The organism is Bradyrhizobium sp. LB8.2 (genome assembly GCF_040548035.1).
GTDB lineage: Bacteria > Pseudomonadota > Alphaproteobacteria > Rhizobiales > Xanthobacteraceae > Bradyrhizobium.
Genome location: NZ_JBEPQV010000020.1, coordinates 42,692 through 65,290 on the forward strand (window position 1 = coordinate 42,692; position 22,599 = coordinate 65,290).

23 protein-coding genes are annotated in these 22,599 nt (G+C 64.8%); 5 read left to right on the top strand and 18 right to left on the bottom strand.

Annotation, left to right across the window (positions count from 1 at the left end):
• Position 1: 1 nt before the first annotated feature.
• Both ileS and ABIB06_RS23160 read right to left on the bottom strand, forming a co-directional pair.
• Entirely contained in the window at positions 2-3,016 is a 3,015-nt protein-coding gene (ileS, locus tag ABIB06_RS23155) for an isoleucine--tRNA ligase (protein WP_354052405.1), read from the bottom strand.
• Positions 3,017-3,220: 204 nt separating this feature from the next.
• Positions 3,221-4,192: a bifunctional riboflavin kinase/FAD synthetase gene (locus ABIB06_RS23160; RefSeq protein ID WP_354052403.1), complete on the bottom strand. Its 972-nt coding sequence runs from the start codon at positions 4,190-4,192 to the stop codon at positions 3,221-3,223.
• Between the two features lie 227 nt (positions 4,193-4,419).
• Between ABIB06_RS23160 and ABIB06_RS23165 the strand changes: the two genes are divergently transcribed.
• Positions 4,420-4,815: a response regulator gene (locus ABIB06_RS23165; RefSeq protein WP_007596883.1), complete on the top strand. Its 396-nt coding sequence runs from the start codon at positions 4,420-4,422 to the stop codon at positions 4,813-4,815.
• 117 nt (positions 4,816-4,932) lie between these two features.
• Here ABIB06_RS23165 and ABIB06_RS23170 read toward each other — a convergent pair whose 3' ends face one another.
• From ABIB06_RS23170 to uvrC, 9 genes are all read right to left on the bottom strand, one after another.
• Entirely contained in the window at positions 4,933-5,787 is an 855-nt protein-coding gene (locus ABIB06_RS23170; RefSeq protein WP_354052401.1) for a TIGR01459 family HAD-type hydrolase, read from the bottom strand.
• A 15-nt stretch (positions 5,788-5,802) separates the two neighbouring features.
• Entirely contained in the window at positions 5,803-7,284 is a 1,482-nt protein-coding gene (locus tag ABIB06_RS23175) for an EAL domain-containing protein (RefSeq protein ID WP_247352957.1), read from the bottom strand.
• 104 nt (positions 7,285-7,388) lie between these two features.
• Positions 7,389-8,558 (bottom strand): YihY/virulence factor BrkB family protein, encoded by a 1,170-nt coding sequence (locus ABIB06_RS23180; protein ID WP_354052400.1) that lies wholly within the window; start codon positions 8,556-8,558, stop codon positions 7,389-7,391.
• Complete coding sequence (locus ABIB06_RS23185) at positions 8,559-9,158, bottom strand: phage holin family protein (RefSeq protein ID WP_354052398.1); 600 nt, start codon at positions 9,156-9,158, stop codon at positions 8,559-8,561.
• A gap of 89 nt (positions 9,159-9,247) precedes the next feature.
• Complete coding sequence (gene prmB, locus ABIB06_RS23190) at positions 9,248-10,207, bottom strand: 50S ribosomal protein L3 N(5)-glutamine methyltransferase (protein ID WP_354052396.1); 960 nt, start codon at positions 10,205-10,207, stop codon at positions 9,248-9,250.
• Entirely contained in the window at positions 10,207-10,719 is a 513-nt protein-coding gene (locus tag ABIB06_RS23195; RefSeq protein ID WP_354052394.1) for a molybdenum cofactor biosynthesis protein MoaE, read from the bottom strand. The genes prmB and ABIB06_RS23195 overlap by 1 nt, the downstream gene beginning before the upstream one ends.
• A 3-nt stretch (positions 10,720-10,722) precedes the next feature.
• A complete protein-coding gene (moaD, locus tag ABIB06_RS23200; RefSeq protein WP_247352964.1) occupies positions 10,723-10,974 on the bottom strand; it encodes a molybdopterin converting factor subunit 1 in 252 nt (83 codons plus the stop codon).
• The gene (pgsA, locus tag ABIB06_RS23205; RefSeq protein ID WP_247352966.1) at positions 10,971-11,588 is read right to left on the bottom strand and encodes a CDP-diacylglycerol--glycerol-3-phosphate 3-phosphatidyltransferase; all 618 of its coding nucleotides are present in this window, start codon (positions 11,586-11,588) and stop codon (positions 10,971-10,973) included. The genes moaD and pgsA overlap by 4 nt, the downstream gene beginning before the upstream one ends.
• A 96-nt stretch (positions 11,589-11,684) precedes the next feature.
• On the bottom strand, positions 11,685-13,760 hold the full coding sequence (gene uvrC, locus ABIB06_RS23210) for an excinuclease ABC subunit UvrC (RefSeq protein ID WP_354052392.1): 2,076 nt from the start codon (positions 13,758-13,760) through the stop codon (positions 11,685-11,687).
• Positions 13,761-14,011: 251 nt separating this feature from the next.
• Here uvrC and ABIB06_RS23215 point away from each other — a divergent pair, with 251 nt between their 5' ends.
• Positions 14,012-14,635: an outer membrane protein gene (locus tag ABIB06_RS23215; RefSeq protein WP_354052390.1), complete on the top strand. Its 624-nt coding sequence runs from the start codon at positions 14,012-14,014 to the stop codon at positions 14,633-14,635.
• Positions 14,636-14,721: 86 nt separating this feature from the next.
• Here the strand turns inward: ABIB06_RS23215 and ABIB06_RS23220 are convergent, their stop codons facing one another.
• The 4 genes from ABIB06_RS23220 to ABIB06_RS23235 all read right to left on the bottom strand — a co-directional run bounded on the left by ABIB06_RS23220 (position 14,722) and on the right by ABIB06_RS23235 (position 17,396).
• Positions 14,722-14,937, bottom strand: coding sequence for a cold-shock protein (locus ABIB06_RS23220; RefSeq protein ID WP_092029496.1), 216 nt, complete (start codon positions 14,935-14,937; stop codon positions 14,722-14,724).
• 250 nt (positions 14,938-15,187) lie between these two features.
• On the bottom strand, positions 15,188-16,048 hold the full coding sequence (locus ABIB06_RS23225; RefSeq protein WP_354052387.1) for a 23S rRNA (adenine(2030)-N(6))-methyltransferase RlmJ: 861 nt from the start codon (positions 16,046-16,048) through the stop codon (positions 15,188-15,190).
• A 52-nt stretch (positions 16,049-16,100) separates the two neighbouring features.
• On the bottom strand, positions 16,101-16,793 hold the full coding sequence (locus tag ABIB06_RS23230) for a ribonuclease T2 family protein (RefSeq protein ID WP_247352972.1): 693 nt from the start codon (positions 16,791-16,793) through the stop codon (positions 16,101-16,103).
• Positions 16,794-16,931: 138 nt separating this feature from the next.
• On the bottom strand, positions 16,932-17,396 hold the full coding sequence (locus ABIB06_RS23235; protein WP_247352974.1) for a hypothetical protein: 465 nt from the start codon (positions 17,394-17,396) through the stop codon (positions 16,932-16,934).
• A 181-nt stretch (positions 17,397-17,577) separates the two neighbouring features.
• Between ABIB06_RS23235 and ABIB06_RS23240 the strand changes: the two genes are divergently transcribed.
• Together ABIB06_RS23240 and ABIB06_RS23245 are read left to right on the top strand one after the other, a co-directional pair.
• Positions 17,578-17,871, top strand: coding sequence for a hypothetical protein (locus ABIB06_RS23240; RefSeq protein WP_247352976.1), 294 nt, complete (start codon positions 17,578-17,580; stop codon positions 17,869-17,871).
• A gap of 45 nt (positions 17,872-17,916) precedes the next feature.
• Entirely contained in the window at positions 17,917-18,447 is a 531-nt protein-coding gene (locus ABIB06_RS23245; RefSeq protein ID WP_247352977.1) for a DUF3617 domain-containing protein, read from the top strand.
• Positions 18,448-18,467: 20 nt separating this feature from the next.
• On the opposite strand, the gene ABIB06_RS23250 is transcribed toward ABIB06_RS23245, so the two are convergent.
• Genes ABIB06_RS23250 through ABIB06_RS23260 form a run of 3 tightly spaced genes read right to left on the bottom strand, consistent with a single transcriptional unit; the run spans position 18,468 to position 21,151 of the window.
• The gene (locus ABIB06_RS23250; protein ID WP_247447843.1) at positions 18,468-19,856 is read right to left on the bottom strand and encodes an ATP-binding protein; all 1,389 of its coding nucleotides are present in this window, start codon (positions 19,854-19,856) and stop codon (positions 18,468-18,470) included.
• A gap of 24 nt (positions 19,857-19,880) precedes the next feature.
• Positions 19,881-20,612, bottom strand: coding sequence for a response regulator (locus tag ABIB06_RS23255; protein WP_247352981.1), 732 nt, complete (start codon positions 20,610-20,612; stop codon positions 19,881-19,883).
• Positions 20,609-21,151, bottom strand: coding sequence for a MarR family winged helix-turn-helix transcriptional regulator (locus ABIB06_RS23260; protein WP_247352983.1), 543 nt, complete (start codon positions 21,149-21,151; stop codon positions 20,609-20,611). Before ABIB06_RS23260 ends, ABIB06_RS23255 begins: the two co-directional genes overlap by 4 nt.
• Before the next feature lie 339 nt (positions 21,152-21,490).
• Between ABIB06_RS23260 and ABIB06_RS23265 the strand changes: the two genes are divergently transcribed.
• On the top strand, positions 21,491-22,573 hold the full coding sequence (locus ABIB06_RS23265) for a branched-chain amino acid aminotransferase (protein WP_354052383.1): 1,083 nt from the start codon (positions 21,491-21,493) through the stop codon (positions 22,571-22,573).
• The last annotated feature ends 26 nt before the right edge of the window (positions 22,574-22,599 follow it).

Genomic DNA, 22,599 nt, shown 5'->3' on the forward strand with positions numbered 1-22,599 from the left:
ATCAGACCCCCACCCCCAGCGCCTTCCATTCGCGCAGCGCCCTAGCATCGCGCGGGGTGACGTCGGGGTATTCGGGATCTTCACCCACCGTCGGCGAAATCTTCCAGGAACGGGCGCATTTGGTGCCGACCGCTTTCTCCACCACGACGGCGACGCCGGGCACGGCATCGAGCCGGAACGCAGACGCTGGCGCCTCGCCCTCGCGCACCTCGTAGTTCGAGGTGATGCAGATTTCGGCGAGGTCGGTGTCGAACAGCGTCGCCAGCATGTCACGGTCGGCGACATAGATCACCGGCGAGGCCTCCAGCGACGAGCCGATGTTCTTGGCGGCGCGCTCGAGCTCCAGCGCGCCGGTGACGACGCGGCGGACGTTGCGGATGATCTCCCATTTCGCGGCGAGCTTGTCGTTGCGCAAGCTTTCGAGGTCGTGGGGAAACTGTGTCAGGTGCACCGAGGGTTCGGCATCGGGCCTGTACATCCGCCAGGCTTCCTCCGCGGTGAAGCTCAACACCGGCGCCAGCCATTTCAGGATCGCGTGACACAGCAGGTCGATCGTGGTCAGCGCCGCCTTGCGCGTCGGCGAGGACGGCGGATCGCAATAGAGCGTGTCCTTGCGGATGTCGAAATAGAACGCCGAGAGCTCGCTGTTCAGGAAGGCGGACAGGGTCGCGACCACGGTCTTGTAGTCGAACTCCTGATAGGCCTTGCGGACGACGGCAGCACGGACCGCGAGTTCGTGCAGCATCAGCCGTTCGAGCTCCGGCATCTCGGCGGCCGCGACCGCGTCGGCCGGCTTGTAATGATGCAGCGTGCCGAGCATCCAGCGCACGGTGTTGCGCAGCTTGCGATAGGTCTCGACCGTGTTCTTCAGGATCTCGGGGCCGATGCGCTGGTCGTCGGTGTAGTCGCAGGCGGCGACCCAGAGCCGCAGAATGTCGGCGCCGGATTCTTTGATGACGGTCTGCGGCGCGATGGTGTTGCCGAGCGACTTCGCCATCTTGCGGCCGTGCTCGTCCTGGGTAAAGCCGTGGGTCAGCACGATATCGTAAGGCGCGCGACCGCGCGTGCCGCAGCTCTCCAGCAGCGAGGAGTGGAACCAGCCGCGATGCTGGTCCGAGCCCTCAAGATACATCACGGTATCTTTGCCGCCGTCGACCTTGCGCTTGATGCCGGCGAGGCCGGGGAAGTGCACGGGGTCTTCGAGCACGAAGGCGTGAGTCGAGCCGGAATCGAACCAGACGTCGAGAATGTCGTCGACCTTCTGCCAGTCCTCGTTCGCGTGCGGCCCAAGGAAGCGCTCGCGCGCGCCTTTCGCGTACCAGGCGTCTGCGCCTTCCTTCTCGAAGGCTTCGCCGATGCGCGTATTGACGGCCTCGTCCTGAAGGATCTCGGCCGAGCCGTCGCCCTTCTCGCGCACGAACACGGCGATCGGCACGCCCCAGGCGCGCTGGCGCGAGATCACCCAGTCGGGCCGCGACTCGATCATGCCGTTGATGCGGTTCTCGCCGGATGGCGGCACCCATTGCGTCACCGAGATCGCGTGCAGCGCGCGGGCGCGCAACGTGTCGCCGGACTTGGTCTTGCCGCCTGCCGCGATATCCTTGTCCATCGCGATGAACCATTGCGGCGTGTTGCGGAAGATTACCGGCTTCTTGGAGCGCCAGGAATGCGGATATTGGTGCTTCAGCCGGCCGCGTGCCAGCAGCATGCCTCTTTCGACGAGCGCCTTGATGACGGCCTCGTTGGCCTCGCCCTTCTCGCCCTTGTCGTTGATGACGCGCTTGCCGGTAAAGCCCGGGGCATGATCGGTATAGGCGCCGTTCTCGTCGACGGTGTAGGGGATTGCGGTGTTGATGCCGCGCGCATCGAGATCGCGTGCCTGCGCCGTCCAGGCGTCGAAGTCCTCGCGACCATGGCCGGGAGCCGTATGCACGAAGCCGGTGCCGGTGTCGTCGGTGACGTGATCGCCTGGCAAAAGCGGCACGATGAATTCGTAGCTGTCGGCAAGACCCTTCAGCGGGTGGGCGCATTCGATCGCGTCGATGGTATCGCCGGGGATGTCGCGGACCTTCTTGTAGGCGGTCACGCGCGCCTGCTTGAACACTTCTTCGGCGAGCGCGTCCGCAAGGATCAGGAGATCGCCCGTCTTGGCCCAGTTGTCGCCAGGGGCGTCCGTGACCTCAAAGAGGCCATAGGCGATCTTCGGCGAGAACGAGACGGCGCGGTTGCCCGGCAGCGTCCACGGCGTCGTGGTCCAGATCACGACGCTGGCGGAGGCGAGCGCACCATGCGCGGGCGAGGTGACCGGGAATTTTACCCACACCGTATCGGACGTGTAGTCCTCGTACTCGACCTCGGCTTCGGCGAGCGCGGTCTTCTCGACCACGCTCCACATCACCGGCTTGGAGCCGCGATAGAGCGTGCCGTTGGCGGCAAACTTCATCAACTCGCGCGCGATCTGGGCCTCGGCCGGATAGCTCATGGTGGCGTAGGGATGGTCCCAGTCGCCGATCACGCCGAGGCGCTTGAATTCCTCGCGCTGCACGCCGAGCCAGTGCGTCGCGTAAGCGCGGCACTCTTTGCGGAAATCGATCATCGCGGCACTGTCGCGGAAGTCGGGCTTCTGCTTGCCCTTCTTGCGATAATGCTCCTCCTCGACTTTCCACTCGATCGGCAGACCGTGGCAGTCCCAGCCCGGCACGTAGTTGGAATCGAAGCCGAGCATCTGCTGGCTCTTGGTGACGAGATCCTTCAGGATCTTGTTCAGCGACGTGCCGATATGGATGTTGCCATTGGCATAGGGCGGGCCGTCATGCAGCACGAACTTGTCGCGGCCCTTGGCGCTCTCGCGCAGCTTCTCGTAGAGGCCCATCTCGTACCAGCGCTTGAGGATCTCCGGCTCGCGCTGCGGCAGGCCGGCGCGCATCGGGAATTCGGTCTGCGGCAGATAAAGGGTCTTGGAATAGTCTTTGGCGTCGGACTTTTGGGCGTCGGACTTTTGCGGCTTATCGGACATGGGGCTGACTGGCTCGGAAGTGCGCGGGAACGGATGGCGATGCGGAATCGCGGGGTGAAACGACAACATCCCGGTCTTGCGCCGAGCCGAAGGCTCAGGCGGAAGCCGGGCCGCTAATCCCTATGATGCACCGCGCAAACATGGGGCCCTCCATAGCAGCCGGGCCGGGGAAGCGCAAAGGCCCGGCAGGCCGGCTTTGGGACCTCAGTCAATCGCCCCAAGCCTCGGAAATGCGTCAGGGGCGGCTGCCAGGATGGCGCGGGCGCGGGCGGAATCGTCGTCCATCTGGCGGATCAAGGCATCCAGGTCGTCGAATTTCAGCTCCTCACGGATGAAGCCGACGAAAGCGCAATCCAGCGCCTGCCCGTAAAGGTCGCCCTTGAAGTCGAACAGGAAGATTTCCAGTAGCGGGGCGCCATTATCAAACGTCGGGCGGCGGCCGAAGCTTGCCACCCCGTCCAGCCGCTCGGCGCCGCGACCGACCCGCACCGCATAGATCCCGTGCTTCAGGCCGCAATTCGCGTCGAGCCTGATGTTGGCGGTGGGATAGCCGAGATCGCGGCCACGCTTCTGGCCGTGGATGACTTCGCCGGTGACGAACCAGGGTGCGCCCAGCATGGTGGTGGCCTCGTCGAGCTGACCTTCGGCGAGTGCGATCCGGATCGCGCTGGAGGAGACCGGCCGCTCGTCGATATCGACATGCGGCTGCACGTCGACCTCGATACCGAGCCGGGGCGCCTCGTTGACGAGGAGGCTCGGCGAGCCGACGCGACCCTTGCCGAAATGAAAATCGTAGCCGACGGCGATTCCGCCGATGCCTAGGCGCCCGATCAGGTCATGGTGAATGAAGTCTTGCGCGCTGGTCCCGGCGCGGGACTTGTCGAAGGTCATGACAACGGCGCCGGCAAGTCCGGTGCCGGCCAGAAGCCGCAGCTTGGCCCGCTCATCCGTGAGGCGGAATTGCGGGGTGTTGGGGCTGAAAAACCGGCGCGGATGCGGCTCAAAGGTCAATGCCAGCGCAGGGCGGCCATGCGTCCGGCCCATTTCCAGGGCTGCAGCGATCACGGCGCGATGGCCGAGATGAACGCCGTCGAAATTGCCCATGGCGACCACGGCGCCCCTCGCAATAGCGGAGTCCGGCGTGGTGTCGCGGATAACGGTAAAATGCGGGGCCATCAGGGGAATTCTCGAGCCGGCGGGACCGGCCGGGACCGTGGCGCGACGGGCCGGATGAAGTCAAGCGGGAGGGGCGGCCGCATCGAATGCGATTTCCGTTCAACGGCGGCCTCCCCGGTTAACGCGCTGTTTAACGCCTCGGTGTTAGTCCTTGAGCGTGGAACCGCCGGCTCCGGTCTGGCAGGTCCGATCGTAATATTTCCTGGGTTTGCGTTGGGGGAGTCGAGATGGCGGTTGATTTGTCGATGTCGGTTCTGGTGGTTGATGACTACAGCACCATGATCCGTATCATCAGGAACCTCCTGAAGCAGCTTGGCTTCGAGAATATTGATGATGCCAGCGACGGTTCGGCAGCGCTGAACAAGATGCGCGGCAAGAAGTACGGGCTCGTGATTTCCGACTGGAACATGGAGCCGATGACGGGTTACGATCTGCTGCGCGAAGTGCGAGCGGATCCGAACCTCGCCACCACGCCCTTCATCATGATCACGGCCGAATCGAAGACCGAGAACGTGATCGCGGCCAAGAAGGCCGGCGTGAACAACTACATCGTCAAGCCGTTCAACGCGGCGACGCTGAAGACCAAGATCGAGGCGGTCTTCCCGGACATGGCGAGCGCGTAAGGCGCAATCGAAGCCATCATCGAATTCGGAAGGCCCGGGCATCGTCCCGGGCTTTCTGTGCTGGATTTGTCATTCGGGGTTCGATGCTCACATCACCCCGGAATGACGATCAGCTCGTTACCACTTCAGTTCGCGCATCAGCGCCTTCGGCGGATGGCCGAACAATTCCAGCACCGAAGCCGGGTCGAACTGGTCGAGACCCTCGAACTCCTCGGCATGGATGCCGCGGGTCACGAACAGGCAATCGATGCCGAATTCGCGCGCGCCGGTAAGGTCGGTGCGCACGGAATCCCCGATCGCGAGTACCTTCTTGCGGTCGATCTGGTGACCCTGGCGTTCGCCTGCCAGCGCCATCGCGCGCTCGTAGATCGGCCGGTGCGGCTTGCCGTAGAAGAGCACTTCGCCGCCGAGCTCGCGATAGAGCTCCGCGATCGCGCCGGCGCAATAGATCAACCGGTCGCCCTTCTCCACCACGATGTCGGGATTGGCGCAGATCAGCGTCAGCTTGCGCTCGCGCGCCTTCAGCATCATGCCGCGATAGTCTTCGGCCGTCTCGGTCTCGTCGTCATAGAGGCCGGTGCAGACGATGTAATCGGCCTCTTCCAGCGGTGCGAGCACCGCGTCGAGGCCGCGATAGATCGAGTTATCGCGCTCAGGCCCGAGCCAGAACATCTTGCGGCCGGGATGGTCGGCGACATAGAGCCGCGTCAGGTCGCCCGATGAGACGATCGCGTCATAGGTCTCGTCGGCGACGCCGAGCTTGCGCAATTGCCGCTGCACGGAGTCGGCCGGGCGCGGCGCGTTGGTGATCAGGATCACCGTGCCGCCATGGCTGCGATAGGTGTGCAGCGCCTCGCAGGCTTCGGGGAAGGATTCGAGGCCGTTATGGACCACGCCCCAGATGTCGCTGAGCACGACGTCCACGCCACCCACGAGTTCGCGCAGGCTCTTGGCGAAATGCAGCGTCGTCATGATGCGTGCGGCCGATCAGATGCGGCGCGCAAGCGCCGCGTTGCCGGTGACGCGCTGTGGCGGAGGCGCAGCTGATGTCGCGCCTGAGCTGGGTGTGCCGGAGCCATTCGATTCCTGAGTGTCCTGTGCCTGGTTCGACGGGGCCCCGGCGGTAGCAGATGCCCCCTCCGGCCGCAATGGTCGGGGCGGCGCGAACAAAAACCCCTGGCCGAACCGCACGTCGTAGTCGAGCAGGTCGATCACGGCGCGCTCGCCCTCGATCCGCTCGGCGATCAGGTCGATGCCGAACCGGCCGAGCAGATCCGAGAGGTCCGAGGGGTGGATGTCCGAGGCCGACGCCTGTTTGGGGTCGAGCAGCAGGGACGCCGGCACCTTGATGAAGCGTACGCCGCGGTCGGCGAGCTCGCGCGGCTCGATGCGCAAATCCGTGACATGGTCGATCGAGAAACGGAAGCCACGCTGGGCGAGCGCAGCGAGGTTCTCAGTCTCGGCCGGGCCGAGATTGCGGAAGGTCGATTGCTTGAATTCCAGCACCAGCGAGGGCGCCAGCGCCCGATTGGCTTCGAGGAAGTCGAGGTATTGCGCGAAGGTCGTGGAATTGCCGAGCGTGGAAGCCGCAACGTTGCAGAACACGCCGACATCCTTGTTGCGCACCATCAGGCGCCGCAGCACCTGCACACAGCGCAGCATCACCATGTTGTCGATGCGCCCGATCAGGCCGGAGGCCTCCGCGAGGCTGATGAACTCCTCGGCCGCGATCAGCTGGTCACGCTCGTCACGCAGGCGCGTCACGGCTTCGTAGAAGCGGACCTTGCGCTGCGGCAGCGTCACCATCGGCTGGAGGAAGATGTCGATGCGGTTCTCGTCGATCGCGTTGCGCAGCGTCGCCAGCAATTGGGTCTGGTTGCGGCCGTTCGCCGTCTGAACCGGATTGGCGGTCTGGGTCTGGATCGCCGGTGGTGCCGGTCGTGGCGGCGGCGCGGAAACTGGGGGAGGGGCAGCCGGCCGCTCCTCGTCGAACGGAGCCATCAGGTCGAGCGGCCCCTCCGGCTCCAGCCTCGCGACCGGAGCGGGAGCCGGAGGCGGCGCGTTGCCGGCCATCAGATCCTCATGAGCCGACACGGTGGTGGCGAGCTGCCTGACCAATCCGCCGAGTTCGTTGATCTCGCCGACCACCGACTGGATGCGGTCGGAGTTGGTCGAATTGGAGGAGGCGATGCGTCCTTCGATCGTGGCAAGCCGGCGGCCGTATTCGGCCACCTGGCGGGCGAGGTCGGCGGTGCCGCGCGAAAGGTCGGCGATCTGGCCGCCGACGTCGCTGCGGTCGCGCAGCCGCATCGACACTGCATTGTAGAGGATCAGGAAGGTCAGCGCCGTCAGCGCCACGATCGCGGATTCGGTTCCGCTGATGCCGGCAACCGCGTAGAGCACAAGGCCGAGCGAGGCCGCGACCAGAACCATGCAGATGGCGATGAAGATCGTCGAAATACGAATCATGCCGCGCGTTACGCCTCAAGAGCTGACTGCCTGACCGGGAAAACACGGGTGGCGTTTCGAACCCGTCACGCCCCATGCTCCCCCAAGCGAGCATGACGTTAGCATCATTGTTGATTCGAGGGGATAGCGGCCCTCCTGCAGAGTCCGGACGGCGCCGCAGCGCCGACCGTGTCGGCCGAGACGGCCTGACGGGTGCCAAGCGGCTTGGGCGGCCCGGTGGTCGTGTCGTGCAGGGTCTGCCGTTCGACCTCCGAGTTCAGCTCGGCCCCGAACATGATGACGATGGCCGACATCCACATCCACGTCATCAAGCCGATCGCAGCGCCGAGCGAGCCGTAGGTCGCATTGTAGTTGGCGAATTCCGAGAGATACCAGGACAGCAGCGCCGAGCCGGCGATCCAGAGGATCGCGGCCGTCACCGCGCCGAGGCTCAGCCATTGCCAGCGCGGCGCATCGCGGCTGGGCGCGAAACGGTAGAGGACGGCGAGCGCCGCAAGGAGAATGACGAACAGCACCGGCCATCGCGCCAGCGCCACGATCAGCTTGCTTTCGGGCGCCATGCCGAGATGATTGAGCGCGAGCGGGAAGGCGACGACGGCGCCCACCATCAGCAGCAGGGCAACGATGCCACCGACCGTGAAGGCCAGCGAGACCGCGTTGAGCCGGATGAAGCTGCGCTTTTCGCGCTCTTCATAAGCGACGTTGAGGGCGTCGAAGATGGCTTTGACGCCGGCATTGGCGCTCCAGATCGCGAGCACGAGGCCAAACAGGAAGGTGACACCAAGGGTCGCACCGCCGTTCGACACGACGCGCGCCACCTGGTCCTCGACGATCTGGAACGCACCCTCGGGCAGCATCATCGCGAGCGACTGCAGGTTGGAACTGATCGTCGAGGGATCGGCGAACAGGCCGTAGAATGAAACCAGAGCTGTGACGGCCGGAAAGATCGCGAGCAGCCCGAAGAAAACGACGCCGCCAGCGGTCGCGAGCAGGCGATCGTCGCCGACGCGCTGATAGGTGCGCCAGAAGATGTCTTTCCAGCCAGCCCAGGGGATCGCGAACGGGCTTTTCGAGCGGCGGCCATGGCCGGGCTGCTTGGCTGCGCCTGTCGGGCTCGTTTCCGGCGAATTCGCCTCGCTGTTGCGATGGTCTTGCGGAGGTCCCGGCCGGATCAGGCCGGAATCCTGGAAATACCGTTCTGCGGTGAGCACAAACACGGTCGTGGCTGCCACTAGCAGCCAGCTGTCAAGTTGCTCGGCGCGCCGCACACGCATTTAGCTGTCCGCTCCGTGGCCGTGACGCCGCCGACGCGCTGCCGTGAGCCCTACCAGCCCCACAGCCGCGAGCATCAGCCCGAGTTGCACGGGCCGGTTGGATCGAACCGGCCATGTGCTGCCGCCATGTCCTCGTTCGTGGCCGCGTTCGCCCGGCGCGAGCGGCACCAGGGGAATTGTCGTCGCGACCTCTTTCACCGCCTGCTTTACCGTTCCGCGCGGGATGCGCGGGGTGGCGATAGCCACGCGCAGGCGGCTGGCGAGCGGCACGATCGGCTTGGTCTTGCGCTTCATCTGAGCCATGGCCACGCCGGCGCAGGCGCCGGCCAGCACCAACAGTACGCCGCCGACGGCGCCCAACCCCCAGAATTGCCCGTAATGGATTGCAACCCAGCGGTACAGCGCGATCAGGCCGACGAAGAAGGCTGCAACGACGAACAAGCCGGCAACCGCGAGCAGTCCGGCCGCAACCGCGTACGACGTCATGCGCCCTGTGGCTTGATTGCTCCGGTCACGGGCATAGGACCGGGCGGCGCGCTTGAGATGGTTGAGCTTGAGCGCGACGCCGGCGCGCAGCAATTCGCCCGATGGCGCGAGCATGCGGATATCCTCCGAGAGCGAGACATTCGTCCGGGGATGAACGTGGCGGTATTTGACTTGTTCCGACGAGGTCTGCCGGTCGTGACGGATCAGCCGAGATCGGCTGCCGCGATCCAGAACACCTCGCCCTCGGAATCCTCGGTGTCGAGCCAGAGCAGCGGCAGCTCCGGGAAGGCCTCGTCGACCAGCTCGCGGCCGCGGCCGATCTCGCAGATCAGCCCGCCATCCGGCGTCAGGTGTTCGGGCGCCTCGCGCAGGATCCTGCGCACCACGTCGAGACCGTCGGCACCGCCGTCGAAGGCGAGCTTCGGCTCGGCCCGGCACTCCGGCGGCAGCGCCGCCATGCCTTCGGCGTCGACATAAGGCGGGTTGGTGATGATCAGGTCGTATCTGGTGTCGCCGAGCGGGGCGAACAGGTCGCCGCGATGCAGGCTGATCCGGTCATCGAGCCCGTATTCGCCGACATTTCGGCGGGCGACTTCGACCGCGCCCTTCGAGATATCGACGGCGTCTATCGTGGCGTTCGGGAAATGATGCGCGGCGAGGATCGCGAGGCATCCCGACCCCGTGCAGAGATCGAGCACGCGCTCGACGGCGGCACGATCGTCGATCAGCGAGCCGGCTTCGCCGTCGCCGCCGAAATGCGAATCCAGCAGCTCGCCGATGAAGGAGCGGGGAACGATGACGCGCTCGTCGACATAGAAGGGCAGGCCGCGCATGTAGATCTTGTTGACGAGATAGGCGGCTGGTTTGCGCGTGGTGACGCGCTGATGGATGAGATCGATGATGATCTTGCCCTCGGCGGCCGTGACGCGCGCGTTGGCAAAAATCTCGAACTGTTCGGGATGCAGATGCAGGGCTTCACAGACCAGGAAGGCCGCTTCCGCGACCGGATCGGTCGTGCCATGCGCAAAGGCGAGCTTGGCCTCGTTGAAGCGGCTCACCGCATAGCGGACGAAATCGATCAGCGCGACAAGCTCGCCGCGGCCCACGTTCGCGAGCTTTGCCGCGGCGCGGCCGCACATGGCCTTTTTGGATGTTGTTGCCATCAGGGTCGGGTCCAGCGTGCGGCGGCTTCGTCGTCGCGGGCCTGGGCCTCGACCCAGCCGGTGCCGGTGGCGCTCTCTTCCTTCTTCCAGAACGGCGCGTTGGTCTTGAGATAATCCATCAGGAACTCGGCTGCCTGGAACGCCGCCTGGCGGTGCTGCGAGGCGGTCAGCACCAGCACGATGTTCTGGCCGGGCATGAACCGGCCGACGCGATGGATCACAGTGACACCGTCGAGCGGCCAGCGCGCGGTGGCCTCGTCGGCATGACGCCTGATCTCTTCCTCCGCCATACCAGGATAATGCTCGAGCGTAAGCGCGGCGATCTTCGCACTGTCCTCGTCGCCGCGGCAGATGCCGGAGAAGCTCACGACCGCGCCGATGTCGGTGCGGCTCCCGGTCAGGACCGCGATCTCGCGCGCGATGTCGAAATCGTCCTGCTGGATACGGATGGTGACGGAGCACGCGGTGACGGGAGAGGCGGTGACGGGAGAGGCGGTGACGGGAGAGGTCATGGCCTAGCCGCCGGTCATCGGCGGGAAGAACGCGATCTCACGGGCGCCCGCGATCGCGGCGTCCGGCTTGACGTGGGTATGGTCGATCGCAGTGCGGATCACCTTCGGCTTCTCGAACGCGTACGCGTAGGCTTCGCTTTGGCCGGATAGCCAGGCGATCAGCTCTTCCACGGTGCGCACGGTCGCAGGCGGTTCGATCGTCTCCTCGGCCTTGCCGACGCGCTCGCGCACCCAGGCGAAGTACTTCACCTTCATCCCTCATCCTCCTTGATGAGGTGATGGATGCCGGCGCGGAAATAGTCGTAGCCGGTGTACATGGTGAGGATTGCCGAGGCCCAGAGCAGGACCAGTCCGACCATCGAGACCATGGGTATCACCTCATCGCCGGCCGGACCAGCCAGCAGGAAGCCGATGGCGATGAGCTGAACGGTTGTCTTCCACTTCGCAAGCTTGGTCACGGGCACGCTGACGCGCAGCGCGGCGAGGTACTCGCGCAGGCCCGAGACCAGGATCTCGCGGCACAGGATCACGATGGCAGCCCACAGCGACCAGCCGTGGATGATGCCGTCGGCGGCCAGCATGAGGAGGCACGAGGCGACTAGCAGCTTGTCGGCGATCGGATCGAGCATTCGGCCGAACGCCGATTGCTGATTCCATATCCGCGCGTAATAGCCGTCGAGATAGTCCGTGACCGCGGCCGCGATGAAAATGGCGACCGCAACCCAGCGCAGCCACAGAGGGCCGTCCACGATCGACTGCGCGTAAATGCACCCGACCACGACCGGGATCGCAGCGATCCGGCCGTAGGTCAGAAGGTTCGGGAGGGACATCGCGCGGCTGGTCGTCCCTCGTGTCGTGGCGATGTTCATCCGTCCTACCAATACCGCTGCAGCCTGAAGGTCAACCGGTCCGCTCCCCAAATGGGGTGCGAGCTGCGACCACCATATGACCGCGGCCCCTTTAGATCACCCCGGCTGGGGGTGGAAATAGTCGAAAATCTTGCGGGCGCTTTCGGCGCTCACCCCCGGAACCTTGCCGAGATCGGCGATCGAGGCCCGTTCGATCTCCTTCAGGGTTCCGAAATGATGCAGCAAGGCACGTTTGCGTGACGGACCGATGCCCGCAATCTCCTGCAAACCGGCCTCGCGGATGTCCTTCTTGCGCAGCTTGCGGTGCGAACCGATGACGAAGCGATGCGCCTCGTCCCGCAGCCGCTGGATGAAATAGAGCACGGGGTCGCGTGGCTCCAGCTTGATCGCCTCGCGCTCCGGCATGAACAGGGTCTCGCGGCCGGCATCCCGGTCCGGCCCCTTGGCCACCGACATCAGCGCCACCTGGGTCAGGCCGAAATTCGTAAAGATCTCCCGGACGGCGTTGAGCTGGCCGCGGCCGCCGTCGATGATCACGAGATCCGGCCATTGCGGGAAATCATCGTCCTTGGCCTTGTCGTTTTCCTTGGCCGCACTGTCCTCGGGTGGATTGATCAGGCGCTTGAAGCGGCGTTCGAGCACCTCGCGCATCATCCCGTAATCGTCGCCGGGCGTGAGCCCTTCCGACTTGATGTTGAACTTGCGGTACTGGTTTTTCACAAAACCGTCCGGGCCGGCAACGATCATGGCGCCGACCGCGTTGGTGCCCTGAATGTGGCTGTTGTCGTAGACCTCGATCCGCTTCGGCGAATGCGGCAGGCTCAGCGTCGTGGCCATGGCGTCGAGCAGGCGGCTCTGCGTCGCGGTGTCCGCGAGCTTGCGGCCGAGCGCCTCGCGCGCGTTGGTGAGCGCGTGGGCGACGAGCTTCTTCTTCTCGCCGCGCTTCGGCGTGGAAACCTCGACCTTGCGGCCCGCCTTGATCGCCAATGCGCTGGCGAGCAGCTCGCTCTCCTCGATCTCGTGCGAGAGCAGGATATTCCTCGGCGGCGGCTTGTCGTCGTAGAACTGGGCGAGGAAGGAGCCGAGCACTTCCTCCGGCGTATACGTCTTCTCCGCGCGCGGAAAATAGGCGCGGTTGCCCCAGTTCTGTCCGGTGCGGAAGAAGAACACCTCGACGCAGGAGAAGCCGCCCTCCTGGTGGATGGCGAACACGTCGGCTTCTTCCACCGTGCGCGGATTGATGCCCTGCTGCGACTGGATCGCAGAGAGCGCGGCGAGGCGGTCGCGGTAGAGCGCGGCGCTCTCGAATTCGAGCTCGCCGGAAGCCTTCTCCATCTCGCCAGCGAGCTCCTGCTTCACCGCCTGGCTCTTGCCCGAGAGGAAGTCGGTCGCCTCGCGCACCAGCGTCGTGTAGCCGGGGAAGTCGATCTCGCGGGTGCAGGGGCCGGCGCAGCGGCGGATCTGGTAGAGCAGGCAGGGCCTGCTGCGGCTCTCGAAGAAGGAATCCGTGCAGGAGCGGACCAGGAACGCGCGCTGAAGCGCGGTGATGGTGCGGTTGACGGCGCCGGCCGAGGCGAACGGGCCGAAATAGCGACCGGGACGGGTCTGCGCGCCGCGATGCTTCAGGATCTGCGGCGCCCAATGGTCGCCGGTGATCAGAATATAGGGAAACGACTTGTCGTCGCGCAGCTGCACGTTGAAGCGCGGCCGAAGCTGCTTGATGAGGTTGGCTTCCAGCAGCAGCGCTTCGGTCTCGGTGTTGGTCGAGATGATTTCCACGGTAACCGTGGCGGCGATCATGCGCAGGATGCGCGCCGGCAGTGGCGCACTCTGACGCGCATAATTCGACAGGCGCTTTTTGACGTTCTTGGCCTTGCCGACATAGAGCACGTCGGCATTCGCACTAAGCATGCGGTAGACGCCGGGCGAGGTGGGGGCGAGGCGAACCGCGCGCTCGATCGCCTCATGGCCGGTCGCCAGCGGCTCTTCGCCGACCGTGCCGCTCTCTTCCGGGATATCCGGCAGCCGTGCATCGTCCTCGTCGTCACCGCTTGCGGTCGCGGGATCGAGGTCCGGGGGCGCCGTTTCCTGGGGCGGGACGTCCGGCACGTTGCCGTGCACGGGTTTGCGCGCGTGCATGTCGTCCGGATCGTCGGTGGAATCGTGAACCATGGAGCGAATTTAGGCGCTTGGGGTGCTGATTTGAAGTTCCGGCCGTGCGGCACGCACAGAATGGCGGCGCAGTTCCCGGTAACGCTTGCTTAAGCCTGTTAACAGCGCGGTAACCCGACTTAACAGGCCTTTAACTTAAAACTCTCGATAAATCTTACACGAAAAGGTCTTGGTTCCGTAACCATGCGGTTTTGCCTCGCGCGGCGGCGCAGGTATCGCACCCGGTGACGGCAGTTGCGTTGGAGTGTGTGATGAAGAGGCTCGTTGTGGGCGCAGCTGCGTTGGTTGCTGCCGGCTGGACGGCTTCGGCAAAGGCGGCCGATCTCAATTACGGGCAGCGTGCGCCCTACACGGTCAATCAGCCGCTCAACGGCTATAGCTGGGCGGGCCCGTATCTCGGCGCCAATCTCGGCTACGAATGGGGCTCGGTGAACAACAATCCCGCAAAGCCCTCTGGCTTCGTCGGCGGTGTTCAGGCCGGCTACAATTTCCAGAACGGCCCGTGGGTGTTCGGCGTCGAGGGCGACATCCAGGCCGCGGGTGCCGACGACACCTTCGCGCCGTGGAAGTTCTCCAATCCGTGGTTCGGCACCCTGCGCGGCCGCGCCGGCTATGCCCTCAGCAACGTGCTGGTCTACGGCACCGCGGGCCTCGCCTTCGGCGAGCTGCGCGCGCAGACGTTCGGCTGGACGGAGTCGCACACCAGCGCCGGCTGGACCATCGGTGCCGGCGCGGAAGTCGGGTTCGCGCCGAACTGGAGCGCCAAGCTCGAATATCTCTACATCGATCTGTCGACGAGTCAGTTCGCGATTACAGGCGTGTCAAACGGCTATAGCGCCAGCGTTGTGCGCGCAGGCGTGAACTATCACTTCTGATACCCAAAGAAGAAAATACCGGACTACAGCCTCCCGGCCGCTCGCGGCCGGGATTTTTTTGCGCCGGTGTTTTCGCGTCGGACTCGCTAGGAAAGGATGACTAAATCGACCGCCTTCGGCCCCTTCCCCTTCTTGTCCGGTTCGACTTCGAAAGTAATACGCTGTCCTTCGGCAAGGTCCTTTAATCCGGCCCGCTCCACGGCAGTAATGTGCACGAAGACGTCGCGGCCGCCGTCGTCCGGTTTGATGAATCCGTAGCCGCGCTCGCCGTTGAAAAACTTGACCGTTCCCGTCATGGCCATCGGGAAACTCCCCCTCATTGCTCCTCCGTCGCGACGCAGACGCACGTCACGACATGACCGTGCCGTACGAAGCCCGGGAGCTGGCCATCCTTGGGCAGACCATTCGGTCCGACCGGATCTTTCTTAGGCCTTCACTCCGCCGCAACCATTCGCGGAAGCGGAACGTAAAGCCAGTCACGGAAACAGCATAATACGGTTCTTTGCAGATTGACTACGGCTCTTGCATATTTTTCCCAAGAATGCCGGAGTGTTAGGGCCTCGGCACCTCTAATCGGAATCTGGCAGCGCCACCCTGGCCGAGCGGCATTTCCAGCTCGGGCAGGATCGTCTTGAGCTCGCCCTGCAGCGTGTAAGGCGGATTGACGATCAAGAGCCCGGTGGAGGTGAGAGTTGCGCCGTCGGCTTGCGGCGACACACTGAATTCGAGGCGCAGGCAATTTCCCGGCGGCTTTGCTGCGGCTGCGAGGCGCGCCACTGATTGCACCAGTGCGTCGGTGGCGCGCCGGCTCTTGGCGGGATACCAGATTACATAGATACCAGTCGGCCATTTCGCAAAAGCCGCCGAGAAGGCCTCGCCCAGCTTGTCGAACTCGTCCTTTGCCTCGAACGGGGGGTCGATCAGCACGAGCCCGCGCCGTTCCTTCGGCGGCACGAAAGCCGGCAGCGCCATCCAGCCGTCGAGATCGACCACGCGGGCCTGCTCGTCGTGGCGCAGCACGCCGATCAGCGCTTTGCGCGCCTTCGGCTCGAGTTCGCAGGCGACGAGGCGGTCCTGCGGCCGCATCAGGGCGCGCGCAATCAGCGGCGAGCCCGGATAAGCCTTGAGCTCGCCCTTCGGATTGTAGGCGCGGACAATATCGAGATAGGGCTTGGTCAGCGCGATGGTGTCGTTCGAGAAACGCGCCTGCATCAGCCGGGCGATGCCCGTCAGCCACTCGCCGCCGCGGCGGGCCTCGTCGCTTTCGAGATCGTAGAGGCCGGCGCCCGCATGGGTGTCGATGACGCGGAAGGCGCCCGGCTTGTCCTGGAGATAGGTGACGATGCGCGCCAGCACGATGTGCTTGATGACGTCAGCGAAGTTTCCGGCGTGAAAGGCGTGGCGGTAATTCATGCAAGAGCACTACGCCACGTGACGGCTTGAGCAAAGAGGCACGACGCCGGGGCTACCCACCCCTGATCGGCGGCATCGTCACCTGGTCGCGGCGGCAGGCGCGGCGGTCGATCTCCTCGCAGGCGCGGAATTGCAGGTCCTTGCTGAGGCAGATGCGGACTTCGGACAGCCGCGTCCGGTTGCACGTGATCGAGACGGCGGCGTTGCCGAGGCCCGGATTGGCCTTGATGAAGGCCTCCTCCACCTCAGCCGGCGCCACGGTCTTGGCCTGCGATAGATCGAGATATTCGGCCGGAATCTTGATCGCGGCGCGCGCCTTTCGGATCGTTTCGAAATAGCTGCGGTCGGCGAGCCCCGAGCAGGTGCCGTGCTTGTCCCACTCGTTGAAAATCAGCCCCGGCGCCGGCATCAGATCGAGCATCGAGGAGACGATGCTGCGATTCAGCCGCGGCGACGGCCGCTGGCAATATTCCGGAAAACCGTTCTCATATTGCGGCCACAGACCATGCACCACGAAAGAGTAGGGCCGTCCGCTGCACTGGATCTGCGAGCGGCCGCCGCGCTCTGCCGCCTCCTCGCAGAAGGAGGGCGACCACGACAGCGACAGCACATAAAAATCGAATTCGCCGGGCGCGTTCTGCCGCTTGTCCTCGGCCTTCGCGCCGCCGGCCAGCGCAGCCAGCCCGGCCGCGAGCGTCAGCGAGATCATCAGGCGGGAGAACGAATGCAATCTGGAATGAAACATGGCGACCCCCTCAACTAGACTGTGCAGCAAGCCTAGCAGGCGATAGGAACATTTCAAGAACAAAATTCAGGCGGCCATTTCAGCCAACCGAATCAGAGCTTCTTCGACTGAGGCTGGGCTGCTTAAGGCTTAGGCTGCTTAAGGCTTGGCGGCGCGGCAGGACGGGTTGTAGGCCCAGTTGCGGTCGAGCCCGACCACGCACCATTCGACGCCCTGGCCGAAGCTGGCGAAGCCGCCATCCTCGATGATCGAGAAGTGCACCTTGCGCATCTTGCCGTCCGTGAGCATGGCCTCGCCGCTGCAAAAGCGGCGCGGAATGTTATCGGGTGCCCAGGGCCGGAACGCGGTCTCGCGAACCGCGGCGAAGCCGGTGATCTTCAACGAGGAATTCCAGAACGAGCTTTCCTTCTCCAGGAACTGGGAAGCGATCGTCGGCAGCGCCCTGTCGCATTCGGAGACGTTGCCGTCATAGCGCGGCCCGCTCAGCCAGAAATTCAGCTCCAGCGGATTGGCGGCCCTGGCCTCACCGAGCGACAGCGCCCCGAACAGGAGGCCGAGCACGGCGGCAAAGCGGAGCGATTTCAGGGAGGTCGAGGCGCGCATGGGCAATCCAGACAGCATGATCTGCGAGGGACGGACGGTGCCGTGAAGGCCGCGCGGGGTCAAGTGCAGCGCGGCAACACTTGCCGACGAGTTGACCACAAGGTCGCAGCAACCGGCCTTCCGTTCTTTCCACCGCCGCCCCGGCACCGTAAACTGCCACCAACCAATCGGAGTGACGGGAATGCGAATCATTGCGGCCGCGGGCCTACTTGCCTTGGGTATGATGGCGAGCCAGTCGGCGCGCGCCGATATCCTTCCGGTGCCTCCGTTCAAGGGCAACGACACCGGCGGCATCATCGCCTATTCGATGGCAACCCAGGTCGATGCGCGGCAGGTCGCGGTCGATCACTGCGCGCGCTACGGAAAGGTCGCGAAATTCCTGGGGGTGCAGGCCTATGAGGGCGGCTACATCTCGTTCTCGTGCCGCTGGGTGCCCTATGGCGCTGCCGACAAGCCGATCCGCACGCTCTACTGAGGCGTTTTCGTAACGCCAGCAATCTCTCAGCCGGGAGCTTCTCACATGACGCGCAAACTCGCTTTGCTCGGCTCGGCCCTTTGCCTCGTCTTGTCGGCCGGCGTAGCCAGCGCCGACGATCTGCCGATGCGCAAAGCTGGTCTCTGGGAATTGAAGATGCTCAGGACCGGTACGCCCGTGCCCGAAATGACCATGCAGCACTGCACCGACGAGACCGTCGACAAGGAGATGAACAACAACGTCTCCCCGATGGCCAAGCAGATCTGCGCCAAGCAGGACATCAAGAAGACCGCGACCGGCTATGTCAGCGATTCCGAGTGCAGTGTCGCCGGCATCAGCACGACCTCGCATGCCGAGATCACGGGCGACTTCAATTCGGCCTACACGGTGAAGACCTCGTCGCACGCACAGGGTGGCGCCGCCGGCGCCGCGGGGCGCGATTCCACGATGACACTCGAAGCCAAGTGGCTCGGAGCCTGCAAGCCCGAGCAGAAGCCCGGCGATATCGTGATGCCCGGCGGCTTCAAGATGAACGTGCGCGACATCGACAAGCTGAAGGCGCTGCTGCCGAAATAGGGCTATTGCGGCTACATCCGTTACACCGGTATCCGCACGCTCGCCCTTAATCCGCCTATCGGGCTATCGCCGAGCGTGATGTCGCCGCCATGCGAGCGGGCGATGTCGCGTGCGATCGCGAGGCCTAGGCCGGTGCCACCTTCGTCCTGGTTGCGGGCGTTGTCCAGCCGCAGGAACGGCTTGAACACCTCTTCGCGCAGATGGGCGGGAATGCCCGGCCCGTCGTCGTCGACCGTCACGGTCAAATAACGGTGATCGCGCTGGCCGGTGATGGCGATGCTTTTGCCGTAGCGGGCGGCGTTGGTGACGAGGTTGGCGAGGCAGCGCTTGAACGAGGCCGGCTTCACCGTGACCACGGGCAGCCCGTTGAACGCGACGGTCGCGGTGTGGCCGTGGCGTTCGGCGTCGCTGCGCAGCTCCTCGAGCGCCTGCGCCATGTCGGTCGGCTGCGACTGCTCGCCGGAATCGCCACGGGCAAACGCGAGGTAATCTTCCAGCATCATCGACATCTCGTCGACGTCCTTGCGCATGCCCTCCATTTCGGGGCTGTCGCCGATCAGCGCCAGTTCGAGCTTGAACCGCGTCAGGATCGTGCGCAGATCGTGACTGACGCCGGCGAGCATCGCGGTGCGCTGCTCCATCGTGCGCTCGATGCGCGATTTCATTTCGAGGAAGGCGACCGACGCGCGCCGCACCTCGCGCGCGCCGCGCGGCCTGAAGTTCGGCGCCTCGCGGCCCTTGCCGAAGCTTTCGGCGGCGTCCGCAAGACGCAGGATCGGCTTGATCTGGTTGCGCAGGAACAGCACCGCGACGATCAGGAGGATCGAGGACGTTCCCACCATCCAGAACAGGAAAATCTCCGAGTTCGAGGCATAGGCGGCGCTGCGCTGCGCGAACACGCGCATCACGGCATCGTCGAGCTGGATCCGGATCTCGACGAGGTTGGAGCGGCCGACGGTGTCGATCCAGAACGAACGCCCGATCTGGCGGCCGAGCTGCACCGACAGCGTCTGGTCGAGCAGCGAGAAGAACGGCTTTGGTCCGGGCGGCGGCATGTCGCCGGCCGGGAGGAAATCGACGACGAGGCCGAGGCGCTGCTGCGCAATGCGGCGGATCTGGTCGCGGTCCTTGTCTTGCGGATAGCCCTTGTAGACGTCGATCAGCGCGGCGATGTCCTGCACCACCGCCGCCGACAGGCGCCGCGTCACCGTGTTCCAGTGCCGCTCCATGAACACGAAGGCGACGACCGACTGCAGGATCACCATCGGCACGATCATGATCAGCAGCGCGCGGGCATAGAGGCCGGTCGGCATCCAGCCCTTGAATGCATTGCCCATCCAGCCATTGACGGCGGACACGCGGCCGGCGGCGCTCTTCAAAAGCGTCAGGCCGGTATCGATCGTGCTCATAGGGGGCGCTTCACTTCACAAAACTCAAGGCGAGGCGACCAGCCGGTAGCCGATACCGCGCACCGCCTGGAGGAACAGCGGATTGGCGGGATCGGTCTCGATCTTGCGCCGCAGGCGGTTGATCTGCACGTCGACGGCACGCTCGTTGACGCTGCCATTGCCGGTCAGCGCGCTGCGCGGCACGGTCTCGCCGGGCGTCTCCGACAGGATCCGCAGCATCTCGCGCTCCCGGTCGGTGAGGTGGATGACGTCTTCGCCCTGGCGCAACTCGCCGCGGTCGAGATGGTAGACGTAGGGACCGAACGCGATCTTCTCGACCGCTGCGGCCTGCGGCGGCGGCGCGGCGCGCTTGAGGATGTTGTTGATGCGCAACGCGAGCTCGCGCGGCTCGAACGGCTTTGCGACGTAGTCGTCGGCGCCGATCTGCAGGCCCTCGATGCGGGCTTCGGCTTCATGCCGCGCCGTCAGCATCACGATCGGCACCGAGGAGGAGGTCCGGATGAAACGGGCGAGATCGAAGCCGGTCTCGCCGGGCATCATGACGTCCAGGATCAAGAGGTCGAAGTGCAGGCCCATGAGCTTCGCGCGCGCGTCGCTGGCGCTGCCGGCGGTCGAAACGCGATAGCCTTCGCCGGCGAGAAAGCGCGAGAGCAGATCGCGGATGCGGCGGTCGTCGTCGACCAGCAGGAGATGCGGGGCATCGTCGGCCGGGCGTGCCGGCGGGCGTGCGAGCGTGGCAGCGAGCGGCACGGTCACTCCTTGGCGTCGTGGTTGACGGAAGCGAAGATCGTCTCGAGCACCTTGTCCGGATCCTCGCGATCGATCATCGCGCGCAGGAAGCGCTTGACGGTCTCGGCATCCTGCGGCGCCATCTCGGCGAGCGCCCTGGTGATCCGCGTGGTCTGGAGGCCGGCGAGCTTCTGCACCAGCGCCTCGCCCTTCGGTGTAGCAAAGAGCAGGCGTTGGCGGCGATCATTGTCGCCGGTCTTCTGCACGATATAGCCCTCGTCCAGGAGCTGCTTGAGCACCCGGCCGAGCGATTGCTTGGTGATGCGCAGGACGTCGAGGAGATCGGCGACCTTGAGGCCGGGATAGCGATAGACGAAGTGCATCACGCGGTGGTGAGCCCGGCCGAAGCCGAACGCCTCCAGCTCCTGGTCGGGATCGCCGACGAAATCGCGATAGGCGAAGAACAGCAGCTCAATGATATCCCAGCGCAAATTGCCTCCGTCGCCTGCCGCCGGCCGTGGCTCGGCAGCGTCTTGAGGGGGAGTCGCGAAATTTATGTCAGGCATATTGACGTATCTTGGGTCCAATGTTACAAAACGATCAGCTCGCACGAAATTTTAAATCGTTTCACTGCGGGCGGCATTTCCAGGAGCGGTTGGTGAGCGCCGAGCAGGCGGCGACAGCCGGATCAGATCTACCGTGCGATTGTCGAGCGGTGTTCGACAAAACATACTGGACTTCTGCCTTCCGCAAAAGCATGTCCTCGGCGACATGCTGGCCACGGAAACCGGCCGTAACAAGGCTGGCGTTGGTCCGGCCAGTAACCTAGTCAAGCCAGCCGAGCCCGGAAAAGGGCAGGCGGGCGCCAGAACAGCGCCGCCACCGGCAGCGGGAGGCCTAAGGACATGAGCATGAAATTCGACATCCAGCCGGCATCCAATCCGATCCCCGAGAAGGACCGCGTCGCCAAGCTGGTGGACCCGGGTTTCGGGAGGGTCTTCACCGATCACATGGCGGTGGTTCTTTACAACCAGGCCAAGGGCGGCTGGTACGAGGCGCGCGTCGAGGCCCGCGCCAATTTCCAGATCGATCCGGCCGGCGCCGTCCTGCACTACGCTCAGGAAATTTTTGAAGGCCTCAAAGCCTACAAGCGCGACGACGGCGGCGTGAACCTGTTCCGTCCCGACGCCAATGCGCGGCGCTTCAAGGACTCGGCCGATCGCATGGCGATGGCGCAGCTCCCCGAAGACATCTTCATCGAGGCTGTCGAGCAGGTCGTGCGCATCGACCGCGCCTGGATGCCGGGCGGCGAGGGCAGCCTTTACCTGCGTCCCTTCATGATCGCGAGCGAGACCTTCCTTGGGGTCAAGCCGTCCTCCGAATACATTTTCGCGGTGATCGCCTCGCCGGTCGGCTCCTACTTCAAAGGTGGCCCCGCGCCGGTGTCGATCTGGGTTTCAGAGAACTACACGCGCGCCGCGGTCGGTGGTACCGGCGCCGTCAAATGCGGCGGCAATTACGCTGCAAGCCTGCGGGCGCAGGCCGAAGCCATCCAGCACGGCTGCGATCAAGTCGTCTTCCTGGACGCGGTCGAGCGCCGCTACGTCGAGGAGCTCGGCGGCATGAACGTGTTCTTCGTGTTCGAGGACGGCTCGCTCTCGACGCCGCCGCTCGGCACCATCCTGCCCGGCATCACCCGCGACTCCATCATCGCGCTGGCGAAAGATGCCGGCAAGACCGTGCGCGAGGAGCCGTATTCGATCGACCAGTGGCGCAAGGATGCGGCCAGCGGCAAGCTGAAGGAAGCGTTTGCCTGCGGCACGGCGGCCGTCATCTCGCCGATCGGCAAGGTGCGTTCGGTGAGCGGCGATTTCGAGATCAGCGGCGGCGCCGCCGGCCCCGTCGCCATGGGCCTGCGCAAGCAGCTCGTCGACATCCAGTATGGCCGCACCAACGATCCGCACAGCTGGATCAAAAAGGTGTTTTGAGGTCTCGTGTCCCGGACGCGCTGCAG